Raw genomic sequence first — 18808 nt, forward strand, 5'->3', positions numbered from 1 at the left:
GAATATCGTTTTCAATAACTGATGCCATTGAGGCTGGTGACGCAGTGTCAGAACCCGATCTCCTGCGGACGGTCCGCCCCCTGCTCGCCGACTGGTTCGGCCCCGACGCCGACCGGATCGGCTCCGACGACAACCTGATCGAGCAGGGCCTGGACTCCATCCGCCTGATGAGCGTGTCCGCGGCACTGCGCGGCGTCGGCATCCGGCTGACCTTCGCCGAGCTCGCCCGCACCCCGACCCTGCGGGCGTGGGAGGCACTGCTGGCCGAGCGATGTCCGAGCATCGGTGCGCCCGGCACGACGACCCCTGACGCCCCCTCCCCCGCCGCCGCGGAGGACGACGAGCCCACCCCCTTCGACCTCGCCCTGATGCAGCACGCCTACTGGGTGGGCCGGGGCAAGGAGCACGAACTCGGCGGTGTGGCCGCGCACTTCTACAACGAGTTCGACGGCGAGGACGTCGACCCGCAGCGCCTGGAGCGCGCGGTGCGGGCCCTGCTCGCCCGCCACGCCCAGCTGCGTGCCGTGTTCCGCGACGACGGCCGGCAGTACACCCCGGCCGCCTCCTCCTGGCCGGGGCTGCGGGTGCACGACCTGCGCGCGCTGCCCGAGGAGGAGGCTCAGCGGCGCCTGGAGAAGCTGCGGGACGAGCTGTCGCACCGCATGCTGCGGGTCGGCACCGGCGAGGTCTTCGACGTCCAGCTGTCCCTGCTGCCCGACGGCCGGACCCGCACCCACCTCAACCTCGACATGCTCGCCGCCGACGCGCTCAGCCTGCGCGTCCTGCTGGCCGACCTCGCGGTGCTCTACCAAGAAACCCGCGAGAACCGCGAGGACCGCGGCGCCGAGCGGCTCCCGCCCATCGGCTACAGCTACCGCCGCTACCTCGCCGACCGTGCCGTCTCCGCCGAGCGGGAACGCGACCGCAGGCGGGACGCGGCCTGGTGGGCCGAGCGGCTGCCGGACCTGCCGGGCGCTCCCGCGCTGCCCGTGGTCCAGGGCACGGACCGGCCCCGGGTCACCCGCCGCCACCACTGGCTGGCCCCCGAGGCGCGCGACGCCCTGTTCGCCCGCGCCCACCGGCACGGTGTCACCCCGGCGATGGCCCTGGCCACCGCGTACGGCGAGGTACTCGCGGCCTGGAGCGCCGAGCACCGCTTCCTGCTGAACGTGCCGCTGTTCGACCGCGAGGAGCTGCACCCGGACGTGCCCCTGCTCGTGGGCGACTTCACCGGCTCCGTGCTGCTCACCGCCGACCTCTCCGGCCAGGATGTCTTCCAGACGCGGGCCCGCACCCTTCAGGAACGCTTCCTCGCGGACGCCGCGCACGCCTCGTACTCCGGTGTCGAGGTGCTGCGCGACCTGAACCGTGCCCAGCGGGGCGACGGGCGGGTGCTCGCGCCGGTGGTGTTCACCAGTGCCCTCAACCTGGGCGAGCTGTTCTCCGAGGACGTGCGCGCCTGCTTCGGTCGGCCCGTGTGGATCATCTCGCAGGGGCCGCAGGTGTGGCTGGACGCCCAGGTCACCGAGCTCGACGGCGGGCTGCTGGTGAACTGGGACGCGCTGGAGCAGGCGTTCCCCGAAGCGATGCTGGACGCGATGTTCACCGCGTTCCGCACGCTGGTGGACGAGCTCTCCGCGTCCGACACTCCCTGGGACACACCTGCCTCGGACCTGCTGCCCGAGGCCCAGCGGGAGGCACGCGCGCGTGCCAACGCCACCGACGGGCCGCGCAGCGGGCTGCTGCTCCACGAGGACTTCCTGCGCCACGCCGAGCAGACGCCGGACCGGCCGGCCCTGCTGTGGGGCGCGGGTGACGTGCTGTCGTACGGCGAACTCGCCGACCGGGCACGGCGTATCGCCGCCGCGCTCGCCGCGCACGCCGTCGGCCCCGGCGACCGGGTCGCCGTCTGTCTGCCCAAGGGGCCCGACCAGATCGCCGCGGTGCTCGGCGTCCTGACCGCCGGCGCGGCCTACGTGCCCGTCGGGCGCGACCACCCGCCGGCCCGCCGCGACCGTGTCCTGACCCGTGCGGGCGCCCGGGTGGCCCTGGTCGCCGGTGCCCCCGGCTCTCCCCTGCCCGACGGCGTCGTACCACTGACCGTGCCGGACGCCCTGGTGCACGAGCCGGTCAAGGAGCCCGTGGCGGTGCCGGACGGCGACCCCGCGTACATCCTGTTCACCTCCGGCTCCACCGGTGAGCCCAAGGGCGTGGTCGTGCCGCACCGCGCGGCGCGCAACACCGTCGACGACCTCGACGAGCGGTTCGGCGTGGGCGGCGAGGACCGGACGCTCGCGCTGTCCGCCCTCGACTTCGACCTGTCGGTGTACGACCTGTTCGGCCCCCTCACCGTCGGCGGTGCCGTGGTGCTCGTCGCGGAGGAGGACCGGCGGGACGCGGCGCGCTGGCACGCGCTGATGGCCCGGCACCGCGTGACCGTGCTCAACTGCGTGCCCTCCGCGCTGGACATGCTGCTGAGCACCTCCGGAGACGGCCTCGCCGGGCTGCGGCTGGTGCTGCTCGGCGGGGACTGGGTGGGCGTCGACCTGCCCGGGCGGCTGGCGGACCGCTCGCCGGGCTGCCGGTTCGTGGCGCTCGGCGGTACGACCGAGACCGCGATCCACTCCACGGTGTGCGAGGTCGTCGGCGGCACGGTGCCCGAGGACTGGACCGCGGTGCCGTACGGGACGCCGTTGCGCAATGTGCGGTTGCGGGTCGTCGACGCCCGGGGGCGGGACTGCCCCGACTGGGTGCCGGGTGAGCTGTGGATCGGCGGGGACGGGGTCGCCGACGGCTATCTCGGCGACCCCGAGCGCACGGCCGACCGGTTCGTGCACCACGACGGCGTGCGCTGGTACCGGACGGGCGACCTCGCCCGTTACCGGCCGGGCGGCACCGTCGAGTTCCTCGGCCGGGCCGACTCGCAGGTCAAGCTGCGCGGGCATCGGGTGGAGCTGGGCGAGGTCGAGGCGGCGCTGGAGCGTGCGCCGGGTGTGGGGCGCGCGGTCGCGGCGGTCACCGGGGGCGCGGACGGCGCTCCTCGGTCGCTGGTCGCCGCGTACTCCCTGGCGTCCGGGGCCGGAGCCGGCCGCCACGACGGCGTTCTTCCGCAGGTCGTGGCCTCGCGGCCCGATCCGCTGGAGACCGAGGTCGTCGCCCACGTAATCGGCCGGATCCTGGCCGGTGGGACGCGCCCTGCCGAGGACATGCGCGGGCTCGCGCACCTGTGGCGGGACTGGCTGCTCGGCCGCTCGGGTCCGGCCGACGGGGACAGCCTCACGGAGCGCGTCACCGGAACCCGCCTCGCGCCCGTGCTCGACCGCCTGACCGAACGGCTGCCGGACCTGCGGGCGATGCTCACCGGCGACCGCGACCCGCTGGAGCTCCTCGACGACCCGGTGCTCGCCCCCGAGGCGGCGCTCGACGCGCTGCCCGGCAGTGGCGAGGCCGCCGCGGAGTGCGCGGACGCACTGCGTGCGCTCGCCGCGCGGGCGGACGGCCGGGTGCTGCGGGTCGCGGTCGTCGGGGCTCGTGGTGGCCGCGGGGTCCAGCGGATCGTGGAGCAACTTCCGGATGACTCCGTGCGGTTCACGCTGTTCGATGCTTCTGCCGGGCTGCTGGAACGGGCCCGGGAACGGCTCACCGGGGTGGACTGCCAGGTGCTCCGGGACGGTGTGCTCCCCGAGGGCGTGCCGGGCACGTACGACGCCGTGCTCGCGCTCGGCGCGCTGCACGCCTTCGACGACCCGGCGGCCGGGGTCGCCCAGGCGGCGGCCCTGCTGGCGCCCGGCGGGCTGCTGCTCGCCGTGGAGCAGGGCAGCCTGCCGCCGCTCGGCCTGATCTGCGCCGCACTGCCCACCCGGGGGTTCGCGAACGCGGACCCGGCCCGCCGGGCGGCCGGCAGCCCGCTGCTGCCGCCCTCGGCGTGGGAGCAACTCCTGCGCGGCCACGGCTTCACCCAGGTGGACACGGCCGTGCGCGGCCAGGAACCCGCGCTGCTGATGCGCGCGGTCCGCGATCCGGAGGGCGCCCTCTGCGCCACCGACTCCGTGCGCGCCTTCCTCGCCGGACAGGTGCCCTCGTACATGGTGCCCGATCGCCTGGTCCTGCTTCCCGTGCTGCCGCTCACCGCCAACGGGAAGGTCGACCGGCGTGCGGTCCGTGCGCTCCTGGACCGGCAGGTCCGGTCGGGGAGCCACCGTCCGGGGCAGGGCACACCGCCCCGGCCCGGTGCCGAGGAGTTGGTGGCCGAGGTGTGGCGGGAGCTGCTCGGCGCCCGCGCCGTGCACCGGGAGGACGACTTCTTCGCGCTCGGCGGCGACAGTCTGCTCGCCACACGGATGCTGCACCGGCTCGGCGAGCGCGGGGCGCGCGGCGCCCGGATCGCCGACCTGTTCACCCATCCCGCCCTGAAGGACTACGCGGCCACGCTCGCCCTCGGCGGCGAGAGCACCGAGCACACCGGGCAGCCCGCCACGCCCGTCCTGATGGCGGACCCGGACCACGCGCACGCCCCGTTCCCGGCGACCGACGTGCAGCGCGCCTACTGGCTGGGGCGGGCCGAGGAAATGCGGCTCGGCGGTGTCGGGGCGCACTACTACTCGGAGTTCGACGGTTCGGACGTGGACCTGCCGCGGCTCGAACAGGCGTGGCGCGGGCTGATCGCGCGCCATCCCATGCTGCGGGCGGTCTTCGACGAGGACGGGCACCAGCGCGTCCTCACCGAGGCCGAGACACCGGACTTCACCATCCCGGTACGGGACGGCGAGGAACACCTCACCGCCCTACGAGAGGAGATGTCCCACCAGGTCCTCGACCCGGCCCGCTGGCCACTGTTCGACGTACGAGCGGTGCGGTACGGGGACGGCGGCGACGCCAGGACGCGGATCGGCGTGAGTCTCGACAACCTGGTGCTCGACGGCCTCAGCATGATGACCGTCTTCACGGAGCTGGGCGTGCTGTACGCCGACCCGGGCGCCGAACTCCCGCCCGTGGAACCGACGTTCCGCGACTACCTCGCCTCCGTGCGGCCCGCGCCCGAGACGCTGGCCGCCGACCAGGCGTACTGGCGCGACCGGCTTCCCGAGCTGCCTCCGGCACCCCGGCTGCCGCTTCTGCGCGACCCCGCCGCACTGGGCCGCCCGCGCTTCACGCGTACTTCCGGGGAACTCGCCGCCGACCGCTGGCGGCGGCTCAAGGAACGGGCTCGCGAGCACGGTGTCACCCCCTCGACGCTCCTGCTGGCCGCCTACACGGAGGTGCTCGGCACCTGGAGCGAGAGCCCCGAACTCACCGTCAACCTCACCCTCTTCGACCGGCAGGAGATCCACCCGGACATCAACCGGGTCATGGGCGACTTCACCTCCCTCCTGCTCGCCGCTCACCGTCCGCGTCCCGGTGAGGACTGGCTGACCCGGGTGCGCGGGTTGCAGGAGCAGTTGTGGCGCGACCTCGATCACCGCTCGGTCTCGGCGGTCTGGGTGATGCGTGAGCTGGCCCGGACCCGCGGGCAGCGGGATGCGGCGGTGCCGGTGGTGTTCACCAGTGCGCTCGGTGTCGACGACGGCGTGTCCATGGACGCGCCCGCGGGGTTCCCGCCGCGTGTGTGGGGAGTGAGCCAGACCCCGCAGGTCTGGCTCGACCTCCAGGTCTACGAGGGCCGGGACGGGGCGCTGCGCCACCAGTGGGACGCGGTGCGGGAGCTGTTCCCGAACGGGCTGGTCGAGACGTTGTCCGCCGCGTTCGACAAGCTGCTGCGTCATCTGTCCGACGCCGACTGGCGGCTGCCCCGGCCCGCGCTGCTGCCCGACGCACAGCGCACCGTCCGCGACCGGGTCAACGCGACGGGACGGCCGGACGGCCGGCGGGTCCTGCACACGCCGTTCTTCGAGCAGGCCGCCGCCGATCCCGCCGCCCCCGCCCTGCTCTGGGGCGAGGACGGCGCCCTGACGCGCGGCGAGCTGCGGGAGCGGGCGCTGCGCATCGCCGCCGCGCTGCGAGGCCGCGGGGTCGCGCCCGGCGACACGGTCGCCGTGTCGCTGCCCAAGGGGCCCGAGCAGATCACCGCCGTGCTCGGCGTCCTCGCCGCCGGCGCCGCGTACGTTCCGGTCGGCGCCGACCAGCCGCCGGTACGACGCGACCGGATGCTGAGCGCCTCACGGGCCCGTTGTGTGCTGGACGCGGAGTTCCTCTCCGGACCGCTGCCCGCCCCGCTGGCGACGCCCGTGGCCGCCGCCCCGGACTCCTGCGCGTACGTGATCTTCACCTCGGGCTCCACCGGCGAGCCCAAGGGCGTCGAGCTGACCCACCGGGCGGCCGCCAACACCGTCGAGGACATCAACGCACGGCACGGCATCGGGCCGGGCGACCGGGTCCTGGCGGTCTCCGCGCTGGACTTCGACCTGTCCGTGTACGACGTCTTCGGGCTGCTCGGCGCGGGCGGCGCGCTCGTGCTCGTCACCGAGGAGGAGCGCCGGGACGCCCAGCGCTGGCGGGACCTGGCCGCACGGCACGGGGTCACCGTCTGGAACTCGGTGCCGATGCTCCTGGACATGCTGCTCACCGCCTCCGCCGGGCAGGCGCCGCCGGAGCTGAGGCTCGCCCTGGTCTCCGGCGACTGGGTTCCGCTGGACCTGCCCGCCCGGCTCGCCGAGGCATCGGGGGGCCGCTGCCGGCTGATCGCGATGGGCGGCGCGACGGAGGCCGCGATCTGGTCCAACGCGTACGACAGTACGGACGGGGCGCCCGAGGGCTGGCCGTCGGTGCCGTACGGGACACCGCTGCGCGGCCAGTTGTTCCGGGTCGTGGGGCCGCTCGGCGAGGACTGCCCGGACTGGGTGCCCGGCGAGCTGTGGATCGGCGGAGCGGGCGTGGCCACCGGCTACCGGGGCGATCCGGAACGCACCGCCGACCGGTTCGTGACCGACGGCGGGGAGCGCTGGTACCGCACCGGCGATCTGGGCCGCTACCGTCCCGACGGGCTGCTGGAGTTCCTCGGGCGGCGCGACCACCAGCTGAAGATCCGCGGTCATCGCACCGAGCTCGGGGAGGTCGACGCGGCGCTGCTCGCCCAGCCGGGCGTCGGTCGTGCGGTCACCGTCGCGACCGGGCCGCGGGGGCAGCAGCGACTCACCGCTTTCCTGATTCCCGAAAGCCCCTCGGCCCTCCTGGATCTCTCCGAGATCGAGCGCCGTCTCGCCGACCACCTGCCCGCGCACGCGGTGCCCTCCGCGCTCGTGCCGCTGCCCGACGGGCTGCCGCTGACCGCCAACGGCAAGGTCGACCGTGCCGCGCTGACCGAGCACGCGGCCGGTCTCGGCGTGGTGTCCGGCGGGACACGGCAGCCGACGGGCCCGCTGGAGGATCTGGTCGCCGCCGCGTGGCGTGAGCTGCTGGAAGCCGAACAGGTCGGCAGGGACGACGAGTTCTTCGCGCTCGGCGGCGACAGCCTGCTCGCCACGCGGCTCGTGGCCCGGCTGCGCGAGGCCGGGGTACGCGGCGCGCGCATCGCCGCGCTGTTCACCCACCCGGTGCTGAAGGACTACGCGGCCACCCTGACCTTGGACGGCGAGAAGCCCGCCACCCAGGTCCTGGTGAGCGATCCCGCGCACGCGCACGATCCGTTCCCCGCGACCGACGTGCAGCGGGCGTACTGGATCGGGCGCACGGCACAGCTCGACCTGGGCGGGGTCGGCTCGCACTACTACAGCGAGACCGACGAACCGTACACCGAGGTCACCGCGCTGGAACGAGCCTGGCGGCGGCTGATCGCACGCCATCCCATGCTGCGGGCGGTCTTCGACGAGGACGGGCACCAGCGCGTCCTCACCGAGGCCGGGATACCGGACTTCACCATCCCGGTCCGCGACGGCGAGGAACACCTCACCGCCCTGCGCGACGAGATGTCCCACCAGGTCCTCGACCCGGCCCGCTGGCCACTGTTCGACGTACGAGCGGTGCACTACACGGCGGCGGACGGCGAGCGGCGGACCCGGATCGGGGTCAGTCTCGACAACCTGGTCCTCGACGGTCTCAGCATGATGATCGTCTTCACCGAGCTGCGGCAGCTGCGCGAGAACCCGGACACCGAACTCCCGCCGGTGGACGCGACGTTCCGCGACTACCTCGCCTCCGCCCGGCCGTCGGACGTAGCGGTGACGGCCGACCGGGAGTACTGGCGCGAACGGCTCCCGTCGCTGCCCTCGGCACCCCGGCTGCCGCTCCTGCGCGAGCCGTCGGAGGTCGGACGCCCGCGCTTCGTCCGCCGGGCCACGCACCTGCCGTACGCGCCATGGAGGCGGCTGAAGGAACGGGTCCGGGACTACGGCCTCACTCCGTCGGTGCTCCTGCTCGCCGTCTACGCCGAGGCGCTCGGCGAGCACACCGACAGCCCCGAACTCACCGTCAACCTCACCCTGTTCGACCGGCAGGAGATCCATCCGCACGTCAGCCGGATCGCCGGCGACTTCACCTCGCTCCTGCTCGCCGCCCACCATCCGCGGGCCGGGGAGTCCTGGCTCACGCGGCTGCGCGGGCTCCAGGCCCGGCTGTGGACCGACCTCGACCACCGGGCGGTGTCGGCGGTGTGGGTGATGCGGCAGCTGGCCCAGGAACGCGGTGCCGACGGGGCCGCGATGCCGGTGGTGTTCACCAGCGCGCTCGGCATCGACGACGAGCGGGCCCGGTTGCTGACCCCGCCGCACTGGTCCGTGTCCCAGACCCCGCAGGTCTGGCTCGACCACCAGGTGCTGGAGGACGCCGAGGGACTCCGGCTCACCTGGGACGCGGTGACCGGGCTGCTGCCCGACGATCTGCCCGGCTCCCTGATGGACCGTCAACTCGCCCTGCTGGACGAGCTGTCCACGGCGGACGACTGGGACGCGCTGATCCTCGCCACGGGCCTCAGGGCCGGAGAACGGTCCGCCGCGCCCGTGACGACCGTAAAAGCCGACGCGGGCGGCCCGCCCCTCGGCGCCACCGAGGAACTCGTCGCCGCGCTCTGGTCCGAGCTGCTGCCCGACAGCCCGCCCGCGGGCCGGGAGCAGGGCTTCTTCGCGGCCGGCGGCGACAGTCTGCTGGCCACCCGCCTCATCGCGCGGCTGCGCGAACGCACAGGTGTGGAGGTCCCGTTGAGGGAGTTCTTCACCGCCCCGACCGTGGCCGCGCTCGCCGCCGCGGCCGACGACCACACCGACCGCACCACCGATCAGAACTGGGAAGAGGGGGAGCTGTGAGCGCCGCCGAGCTGGTGTCACACCTGGCCACCGCTGGAGTCGAGTTGTGGGAGGAGGACGGCCGCCTCCGCTTCCGGGCACCGCAGGGGGCCCTCACCGACGAACTGCGCGAGCGGCTGAGCGCCGACCGCGACGCCGTACTCGCCCATCTGCGCGACCCGTTCGCCGAGCCCCTCGTACCCGACCCCGACGGACGGCACCTGCCGTTCCCCCTGACCGAGGTGCAGTCCTCGTACCTGCTGGGCCGCACGGACGCTTTCGCCTACGGCGGGATCGGCTGCCACGCCTACCTGGAGTACGAGCTGCCGGGCACCGTCCCGCCCGAACGGGCGGCGGACGCCTGGCGGGTGCTCGTCGAGCGGCACGACGCGCTGCGCACGGTGTACCACCCGGACGGCCAGCAGGTGCTCAAGGAGCTGCCGCCGTACGAGATACCCGTGGCCGGGGCCGAGCGGGCGGAGGAGATCCGCGGCGAGCTGGCGCAGCGGACGTACACCCCCGCTACGTGGCCGCTGTTCGACGTGCGGCTCACCCACTCCCCCGAACGGCTGCTCGTGCACCTGTCCGTGGACCTGCTCGTGACGGACTTCTCCGGCGTGCAGCAACTGCTCGGGGAACTGGAGCAGTTGTGCCTGGAGCCGGACCGGCCGCTGACACCCGTGCCCGTCTCCTTCCGTGACCATGTGCTCGCCGAGCGGCGGCTGCGCGACAGCGCCCGCTGGGCCCGGGACCGCGCCTACTGGCTGGACCGGCTCGACGACCTGCCGCCCGCTCCCGAACTCCCCGTGCTGACCGAGGAGTCGGGCCGCGAGGTGCGCTTCAGGCGGCTCGCCGACCGGCTGACGTCCCAGGAGTCGGCGGCTCTGCGGCAGCGGGCCGCCGCCCGCGACCTGACCGTGTCCACCGTGCTGCTGGCCGCCTACGCCGAGGTGATCGGCCAGTGGAGCGCGAGGCCGCGCTTCACGCTCAACCTGCCGGTGTTCGCCAAGCGTCCGGTGCACCCCGACATCGGCCGGGTGGTGGGCGACTTCACCTCCGTGACGCTGCTGGCCGTCGAGCCCGACGCCGGGGCCGGGTTCGCGCGGCGGGCCCGTGCGCTCGGCGGGCGGCTCTTCGAGGACCTGGACCACGGGCTGTACTCGGGTGTCGAGGTGCTGCGCGAGGCGGCCCGCCGCTCGGACCGGCACACACTGATGCCGGTCGTGTTCACCAGCACGCTCCAGGGCACGGAGGTGCCGGCCACGGGTCCGGGCCGGGTCGGGTACGGCGTGACGCAGACCCCGCAGGTGTGGATCGACTGCCAGGTGATGGAGTCCGGCGGGGAGATCCTGCTGGGCTGGGACGTCCGTGAGGGGGTGCTGCCGGAGGGGCTCGCGGACGACGCGTTCGCCGCTTTCGCCGCTCTGGTGCGGGAGTTGGCCGTGTCCGACGCGCCGTGGGACGCCACCGACCCGGTGCGGGTGCCGCGGGCGCAGGCGGCCCGGCATTCGGAGGTCAACGCGACCGCGCGTCCGCTGCCCGAGGGGCTGCTGCACGAGCGGGTCCTCGCCGCGGCCGTCGCCCACGCCGACCGGCCGGCGGTCATCGCGCCCGACCGCACGCTCACCTACGCCGAACTCGCCGGATACGCCCGGACGGTGACCGCCCGGCTGCGGGCGGCGGGGGTGGCGCCGGGTGAGCGGGTCGCGATCGTGATGGACAAGGGCTGGGAGCAGGTTCCGGCCGTGCTCGGTGTGCTGGCCGCGGGCTGTGTGTACGTGCCGGTCGACACCGTCCACCCGCCCGCGCGCCGCGCGCTCGTGCTGGCCTCCAGCGGGGCGGTCGCCGTCCTCACGCAGACGCGGCTCGGTGAGGCGTACGAGCTGCCGACGATCGCCGTCGACGCCCTGGAGCCTTCGGAGGCCGTGGAGTCGCGTCGGGTGGACCCCGGCGAGGCGGCCTACATCATCTACACCTCCGGGTCGACCGGTGAGCCGAAGGGCGTCGTGGTCTCGCACCGGGCCGCCCTCAACACGGTCGCCGACATCGACGAGCGCTTCGGCGTGGGTGCCGACGACCGGGTCCTGGGCCTCGCCCAGCTGGGCTTCGACCTGTCCGTGTACGACCTGTTCGGCCCGCTCGCGCACGGCGGGGCGCTGGTCCTGCCGGACCCGGAGCGCCGCGGCGACCCCTCGCACTGGGCCGACCTGGCGGCCCGGCACCGGGTGACCCTGTGGAACTCGGTGCCCGCGCAGCTCCAGATGCTGCACGACTACCTGGCCTCCGGCGCGGGCGCCGCCGATGTGGCCGGACTGTCGGCGCTGCGGCTCGGGCTGCTGTCCGGCGACTGGATCCCCGTACGGCTGCCGGACCGCATCCGCGCGCTGCTGCCGGGGCTGCGCCTGATCAGTCTCGGCGGGGCGACGGAAGCGGCGATCTGGTCCATCCACCACCCGATCGAGCAGCCCGTGGATCCCGGCCGGCCGAGCATTCCGTACGGCAGGCCGCTCGCCAACCAGACCTTCCATGTCCTGGACGACGCGCTGCGGCCCCGTCCGGACTGGGTGCCGGGCGAGCTGTGCATCGGCGGCAGCGGCCTGGCGCTCGGCTATCACGGTGACCCGGAGACGACCGCCCGGCGGTTCGTCACCCATCCCGTCACCGGGGAGCGGCTGTACCGCACGGGCGACCTGGGCCGGTGGCTGCCGAGCGGGGACATCGAGTTCCTGGGGCGCGAGGACGGGCAGGTCAAGATCCGCGGGCACCGCATCGAACTCGCCGAGATCGAGGCGGCGTTGACGGGTCATCCGTCCGTCGGCGCGGCGGCGGTCCTGGCGGTCGGGGACGATTCGTTGCAGCGCCGGCTGGTGGCCTTCGCCGAGCCGGCGCGGGTCGCGGATGCCTCCCGGACGGGTGGGGCGGCCGAGGTTCTGGCCCGGCGGGCGCGAGAGGCGGCCGACGCGTTCGAAGTGGCCGCGCCGGAGCGGATCGCCGAGTTCGCCCGGCTCCTCGACGAGGCGTCGCTCGCGTCCATGCTCGACGCGCTGCGCGCACGCGGCCTGTTCACGCACGCCGAGGCCGCCCACACGGCGGAGGACGTGGTGGCGGTGGCCGTACCGCGTCACGAGCGGGTGCTGCGGCGCTGGCTGCACGTGCTGCACGGCGAGGGCCTGCTGGAGCGGGATCCGGCCACCGGCCGGTACCGGCTCCACACGGAGACCTCGTCGGCCGCGTCGGCGTGGGACCGGGTCGCGGCCGTGTGGAGCGACGACCTCGGCCCCGCCGAGCTGCTGGCCTATCTGCGCGCCAACGCCGACCAGTTGGACGCGCTGATGGACGACCGGGTCGCCGCCGTCGACCTGCTCTTCCCCGAGGCCCGTATGGAGACCGCCGACGCGGCCTACCGCGAGAACGTCATGTCCGCCTACCTCAACCGCGTCCTCGCCGAGGCCCTGCGCACGGCCGCCGAGGAGCGCACGCCCGGCCGTCCGCTGCGCGTGCTGGAGGTGGGCGCCGGGACCGGGGCGAGCACGGCCGGGGCACTGGCCGCGCTGGACGGGCTGGACGTGGAGTGGCTGTTCACCGACGTGAGCCCGTTCTTCCTGGACGGGGCGCGCGAGCGGTTCGGGCCGGATGCGCGGCTGCGGTACGGGCTGTACGACGTGGACGGCGACCCGGTCGAACAGGGGCTGGACCTCCGGTCGTTCGACGTGGTGCTGTGCGCGGGCGTGCTCAACAACGCCCGGGACACGGCGGCGGCGCTCACCTCGCTGCGCTCGCTCCTCGTGCCCGGCGGGCTGCTGCTGGTCACCGAGCCGACCCGGGAGCACTACGAGATCCTGATCTCGCAGGCGTTCATGATGACCGGGGCGGAGGACCTGCGGCGCGCGGACGGTACGGACGGCGCGGACGCCACTTTCGTCACCCGGGACCAGTGGCTGGGCCTCTTCGCCGCGGCGGGCGGGGAGAACGAAATCTGTCTGCCGCAGCAGGGCCATCCGCTGGAGCCGCTGGGCCAGCATGTCTTCGCCGTGCGGTTCAAGAGCGACCGCGCCCCGGTGGACCCGGTCGACGTCGGCGACCATCTCGCGGAGCGGCTGCCGGTCTACATGCTGCCCGCGGCGCTGCATGTCGTCGACGACCTGCCGCTCACCGCCAACGGCAAGGTGGACCGCAAGGCCCTCGCGGCCCGGGCGGCCGCCACCGCATCGGAGCAACAGCCAGCCGCCGTGGAGGAAGTGTCCGGTCCCGCCGACGAGTTGGAGGAGAGGCTCGCCTCCGTGGCCGCCCTGGCGCTCGGGGTCGCGGCCGTGCCCCGCAACCGCAGCCTGTTCGATCTCGGCGCGGACTCGCTGGTCCTCGCGCAGCTGTCGGCACGGCTGATCGAGGAGGTGCCGCAGGCGGCGGAGCAGCAGTTCGACACCCTGCTGCGGGAACTGCTGAACCGCCCGACGGTCGCCGACCTGGCCCGCCATCTGCGCGGCACCGACGCCCCCGAGGCCGGCACGGGCGAGGTGAGCGCGCTGGTGGCCCTCGGCGACGAGCCGCAGGAGGGCGCAGCGCTGCACGTGCTCGTGCACGAGGGCATCGGCACCATGGCCCCCTACCGCGAACTCTCCGCCCGGCTGGCCGGACACGGCCCGCTCATCGGCCTGGCCGTGGGTGACGTGCAGGCGTGCACGGACATTCCGGCGGAGGAGTTCGTGGAACGGCTCGCGGCAGAGCACGTACGGCGGCTGACCGCGACCGGGGCCGACCGGTTCCGGCTCACCGGCTACTGCCTGGGCGGCCAGCTCGCCACCGAGGTCGCCCGGCAGCTCACCGAGGGCGGGGCGCACGTCGAGCAGTTGACGGTGGTCAGCAGCAGCCCGCCCGCGTTCGTGTGCGAGGACGAGCTGCTGATCGAGCACGCCTTCGCCCGGGTGCTCGGCGCGGACCCGGCGGCGGCCGGATACCCGGACGACGAGGAGGAGTTGGGGGCGGCGCTGCGGGCCGTCCTCGACGCCACCCCGGGCCGGGTCCCGGCCGGCGCCTTCGCCGCCCTGTGCGGTGAGCCGCGCCTGGAGGCGGTGGCCCGCCGGATGCGCGCGCTGGCCGGCACCCCCCAGCCGGAGCGGCTCGCCGCGATCGCCGCCACGCTGGGCGGGGACGGCGACGCGGCCCATCTGCCGGGTCTGTACCGGGTGTTCCGGCACGCCTTCGCCGCCGCGTCGCTGCACAGCACGCAGCCGTACGCCGGTGACATCACGCTCGTGCAGCCGCGCGGGCGGCTGCGGTTCCTCGCCGGGTTCGGGCAGGAGGCGGACGAGCTGTGGCGCGAGGTGTGCCTCGGTGACCTGACGGTGGCCGAGGTCGACGGCGACCACTTCAGCTGCCTGCGCGGCGGGCACGTGGACCAGGTGGTGGCCGCCGCGGTCGCCGAGGCGCCGTGAACCGCGGCCGTACGGCGCCGGTCGCGGTCGGCGTGGTCGGGGCGGCCGGAGCCGTGGGCCGGGCCGTACTGGAGGAGTTGCTGCGACTCGGGGTCGGGCCGGTGCGGGCGGCGGTGCGCCGTCCGCCCGGCCAGGCCCTGCCCTCCGGCGCGCACCTGTGGCCGGATCCGGTGGACGTGGCCGATGCGCGGGCGCTGGCCGCGTTCTGCGCCGAGTGCCGTGTCGTCGTCAACGCCACCGGGCCGGTCCGCACCGTCGGCCACCGGGTGGCGTCCGCCGCCCTCGCGTCCGGCGCGGACCTGGTCGACGTCAACGACACGGCCGAGCTGCCCGAACCCGCCCCGTACGCCCGCCTGTTGCGGTGGCGTACGGCGGTGATCGGGGCGGGGCTGATGCCGGGGCTGGCGGGGTTGTTGCCGGGAGTGCCGGCGGCGGACGGGATGCCGGTGACGGACGGGGTTCCGCACCGCCCGCACCGCCCGCACCGCCCCCGGACGCTCACCGTGCGTGTCGGCGGCCTCCCCCACTTCCCGCCCGCCGCCGCCCGCGACTTCATGGACCGCCTTGCTCGTCCGGGCGGTGAGGTGACGGCCGTCTGGCGGGGCGGGCGCCGGGTGGCGGGAGCACTCGGAGTGGAGCGCGGGGTGCGGCTGCCGTACTTCCCCGGGGAAGTGACGGCGATTCCGTACCTCACCGAGGAGGCGGTGGGCGTGGCCCGCCGGTTCGGGCTCGACGAGGTGCGCTGGTACACGGTGTTCGGCGGTGAGCACACCCGCGCGGTCCTCGACCGGTACCGCGCGGGGCTCCCGCCGGGCCGGCCCGTGGACGAGGCGGCGGACGAGCTGTCGCGTGCCACGCTCACCGACCTCGCGGGACGTGCGCCGTACCAGATCGTCACGTGCGAGCTGGACGGGCGCGCGCTCGTCCTCACCGGCACGGACTCCTCCGCCCTCACCGGGACCACCGCCGCCCACGCGGCGCTCGCCGTACTGAACGGTGAACTCCCCGCCGGGCAGCTCCACTTCGCCGACCTCCCCGACCCCGCCCGGCTCGCCCGGCGGATCGCCGAGGCCCCCGCCGTGACCGGGTTGCGGCTGCTGGACGGGCCGCTGGCCGAACTCCCCCTGGAAGAAGGAATCCTGTGAGTCCTGTTGGTCCCGATAGTCCCGTGACCCGGGTCGTCGTCTGCGGTACCGGTTTCGGCCGGGTGTACCTCAGTGCCTTCCGGAGTGCCTTCGGGGAGTCGGAGGCCGATTTCCCGTTCCGGCTGACGGGGGTTCTCGGCCGGGGCAGCCCCCGCTCCAAGGCCTGTGCCGAACGCTACGGCGTCCCCCTCCTCACCGACCCCGACGACGTGCCCGAACTCGCCGATGTGGCCTGCGTGGTGGTGCCCAACGGCGTCGGCGGCGGAGAGGGCGCGGCCCTCGCCCGGCGGCTGATGGCGCGCGGTGTGCACGTGCTGCACGAGCATCCCATCCACCAGGTGGAGCTGGCGGCCTGTCTGCGCGCCGCGCGGCAACACGGTGTGCAGTACCGGCTCAACACGTTCTATCCGCATCTGGCCCCGGTGCGCCGCTTCCTCGCCGCGGCCCGTCATCTGGCGGAGCGGCAGGAGGTGCTGTACGCGGAGGGCGCGTGCGCCGTCCACGTGTCGTACGACCTGATCGACATCCTCGGCCAGGCGCTGGGCGGGCTGCGCCCCTGGCAGCTCGGCGATCCGGGGTCCGGCGGCGGACCGTTCAGGACCCTGGAGGGGCGGCTTGCCGGAGTCCCTCTCACCCTGCGCGTGCTCAACCAGCTCGACCCCGAGGACCCCGACAACCACACCCACCTCCTGCACCGGGCCACGATCGGATTCACCGGCGGCACGCTCATCCTGGCCGGGACGCACGGACCGGTGCTGTGGAGCCCGGCGCTGCCCGCTCCGCGCGGGGACGACGGCGAGCTGGACTTCGACGCCGAGGCCCACCGTCTGGTGCACCTGCCGAGCGTCCAGCCGGTCGGGCCCGCCGAGGCGCCCACGCACCGGGAGGTGTACGCCGAGGTGTGGCCGGAGGGCGTGCGGCGCGCGCTGCGGGCCATGGCGGACGCGGCCGCAGCGGGCGAGGATCCGATGCGCGCGGGCCAGTACCACCTCACGCTCAGCTCCGTCTGGCAGGACCTCACGGCCCGGCTCGGCTACCCGGATCTCGTACGGCGGCCCGCGCCCGAGCCGGTCACGGCGCCCGACCTGGTCGCTGCGGTGCGCGAGCGGGAGGGCCTGTGACCAGCGCGGTGGCGTCCTTCAATCCGCTCGATCTCACGCACACCGACGATCCGTATCCGCGGCTGGCCGCGCTGCGCCGCGACCGGCCGGTCTCCTCGCCGATGCCCGGCTGGCACGTCGTGGTCCGGGACGAGGACGTGCGGGCGGTGCTGGCGGACCCGGAGGTGTGGTCCAGCCGCCGCAACAACACCTCCGTGCAGGGCGACGAACGGGAGCTGGCCCTGTCGCAGGTGGATCCCCCCGCGCACACGCGGCTGCGCCGCCTGCTCTCCCCCGCCTTCGCCCGGACCGTCCTGGCGGAGCTGGAACCGGTCGTAAGGGAACGCGCCGAGACACTGGCCGACCGGGTGGGGAACGGCTCGGACCTCGTGCCCGCGTTCACCGCGCCGCTGCCGCGTGCGGTCCTGGCCGCCTTCTGCCAAGTGGCCGATGCCGACGCCCCCGACTACGACCGCTGGGCCGCCGCCTTCACCGACCTGCTGGGCCACCGGGCGCACTCCGACTGGCCCGCGTTCGAACGCTGGGCGCTGCGGGCCGCCGACGGGCCGGCCCTGGGCGGCGTACTGGCCCGCCTGGACCGCACCGAGGCCGTGACCTTCCTGCACTTCCTGATCGTGGCCGGAGTGCCCAACCTCCGCCATGCGCTGGGGAATCTGGTGCTGCGGCTGGTGGCCGAGGACCACTGGCGGTCCGACGGCCTGCCGGAGGCGATCGAGGAGTCCCTGCGCCTCGACCCGCCCGCCCTGTGGCAGATGCGCACCGCCACCCGCGACACCGCCGTGGCCGGCACGGCCGTACGGGCCGGGCAACGCGTCATCGCCGTCGTCGCCTCCGCCAACCGCGACCCGGAACGCTGGGGCGAGGACGCCGACACGTTCCGGCCGGACCGGCCGGGGCTGCGCGCCCATCTCGCCTTCGGCAAGGGGCCGCACGCCTGCCTCGGCGCCTCGTTCACCCGGCTGCAACTGCGCGTGGCCGCCGAGGTCCTCATCGAGCGTCACCCCCGGCTGCGGCTCGCGCCGGGTTTCCGATTCCGCCGTGCCGGCGACTTCATGAGCCGCGGTCCCGCCGCGCTTCCCGTCCTGTGTGGGGTGTCTTCTCCGTGACCACCGTTTCCTCCATCTCCTCCTGGCTGCGCCGCCCGCTGCCCCGCCCCGCGGCGCGGACCTCGCTCGTGTGCTTTCCGCACGCGGGCGGGGCCGCCGCGTTCTACACCCCGTGGGCCAGGCTGCTGCCGCCCGACGTGGAGCTCGTGGCCGTGCAGTACCCGGGCCGGCAGGACCGGGTCGGCGAGCCCCCGGCCGTGGCGATGGACGCACTCGCCGGTGCCGTCACCGAGGCGCTGCGCGCCGACCGGGCGAGCCGTGATCTGGTGCTGTTCGGGCACAGCATGGGCGCCTCGGTCGCCTGGGAGACGGCTCTCAGGCTGGAGGGCTCGGGCCACCGTCTCCGGCATGTCGTCGTCTCCGGCCGCCCGGGCCCGGCCCGTCAGCGCCCGGGGACCGTCCACCTGCGGGACGACGACGGCCTGGCCGCCGAGCTGAGCCGCCTCGGCGGCACCCACGCCGACCTGCTCGACGACCCCGAGGTACGGGCCCTGCTGCTGCCCGCCGTACGGGCCGACTACCGCCTGATCGAGACCTACCGCCCGGACACCGCCGCCCGGCTGCGCTGTCCGCTCACCGCCGTCACCGGGGACCGCGACGAGGAGGCGACCGAGGCGGAGGTGGCCGTGTGGCGCACCGCGACCGTCGGCGCGTTCACCCCTCTCGTGCTGCCCGGCGGGCACTTCTACCTGGTCGCGCAGGCGGAGCGGGTCGTCGCGGCCGTCCTCGCGGCGTGCGGTGCGCCGGCGCCCGCCATCCATCCCGTTCTTCCCTGACCGTCGAGTGGAGAGA

General features: G+C 74.7%; 6 protein-coding genes. All 6 read left to right on the forward strand.

Annotation, left to right across the window (positions count from 1 at the left end):
• The first annotated feature begins 44 nt into the window (after nt 1–44).
• Genes SLINC_RS07090 through SLINC_RS07115 form a run of 6 tightly spaced genes read left to right on the forward strand, consistent with a single transcriptional unit; the run spans nt 45 to nt 18792 of the window.
• Complete coding sequence (locus SLINC_RS07090; protein WP_067428041.1) at nt 45–9233, forward strand: non-ribosomal peptide synthetase; 9189 nt, start codon at nt 45–47, stop codon at nt 9231–9233.
• Nucleotides 9230–14644 carry a non-ribosomal peptide synthetase gene (locus SLINC_RS07095; RefSeq protein ID WP_067428043.1) on the forward strand — a complete coding sequence of 1805 codons (5415 nt, stop codon included), beginning with the start codon at nt 9230–9232 and terminating at the stop codon, nt 14642–14644. The genes SLINC_RS07090 and SLINC_RS07095 overlap by 4 nt, the downstream gene beginning before the upstream one ends.
• Nucleotides 14641–15789 carry a saccharopine dehydrogenase NADP-binding domain-containing protein gene (locus SLINC_RS07100; protein ID WP_067428045.1) on the forward strand — a complete coding sequence of 383 codons (1149 nt, stop codon included), beginning with the start codon at nt 14641–14643 and terminating at the stop codon, nt 15787–15789. Before SLINC_RS07095 ends, SLINC_RS07100 begins: the two co-directional genes overlap by 4 nt.
• Nucleotides 15790–15812: 23 nt before the next feature.
• Nucleotides 15813–16910, forward strand: coding sequence for a Gfo/Idh/MocA family oxidoreductase (locus tag SLINC_RS07105; protein ID WP_067428047.1), 1098 nt, complete (start codon nt 15813–15815; stop codon nt 16908–16910).
• On the forward strand, nt 16907–18016 hold the full coding sequence (locus tag SLINC_RS07110) for a cytochrome P450 (protein WP_067428049.1): 1110 nt from the start codon (nt 16907–16909) through the stop codon (nt 18014–18016). Before SLINC_RS07105 ends, SLINC_RS07110 begins: the two co-directional genes overlap by 4 nt.
• Nucleotides 18013–18792 (forward strand): thioesterase II family protein, encoded by a 780-nt coding sequence (locus SLINC_RS07115; RefSeq protein ID WP_067445117.1) that lies wholly within the window; start codon nt 18013–18015, stop codon nt 18790–18792. The genes SLINC_RS07110 and SLINC_RS07115 overlap by 4 nt, the downstream gene beginning before the upstream one ends.
• Nucleotides 18793–18808: the final 16 nt, after the last annotated feature.

Source organism: Streptomyces lincolnensis (genome assembly GCF_001685355.1).
In the GTDB taxonomy this organism is placed as follows: Bacteria; Actinomycetota; Actinomycetes; order Streptomycetales; family Streptomycetaceae; genus Streptomyces; species Streptomyces lincolnensis.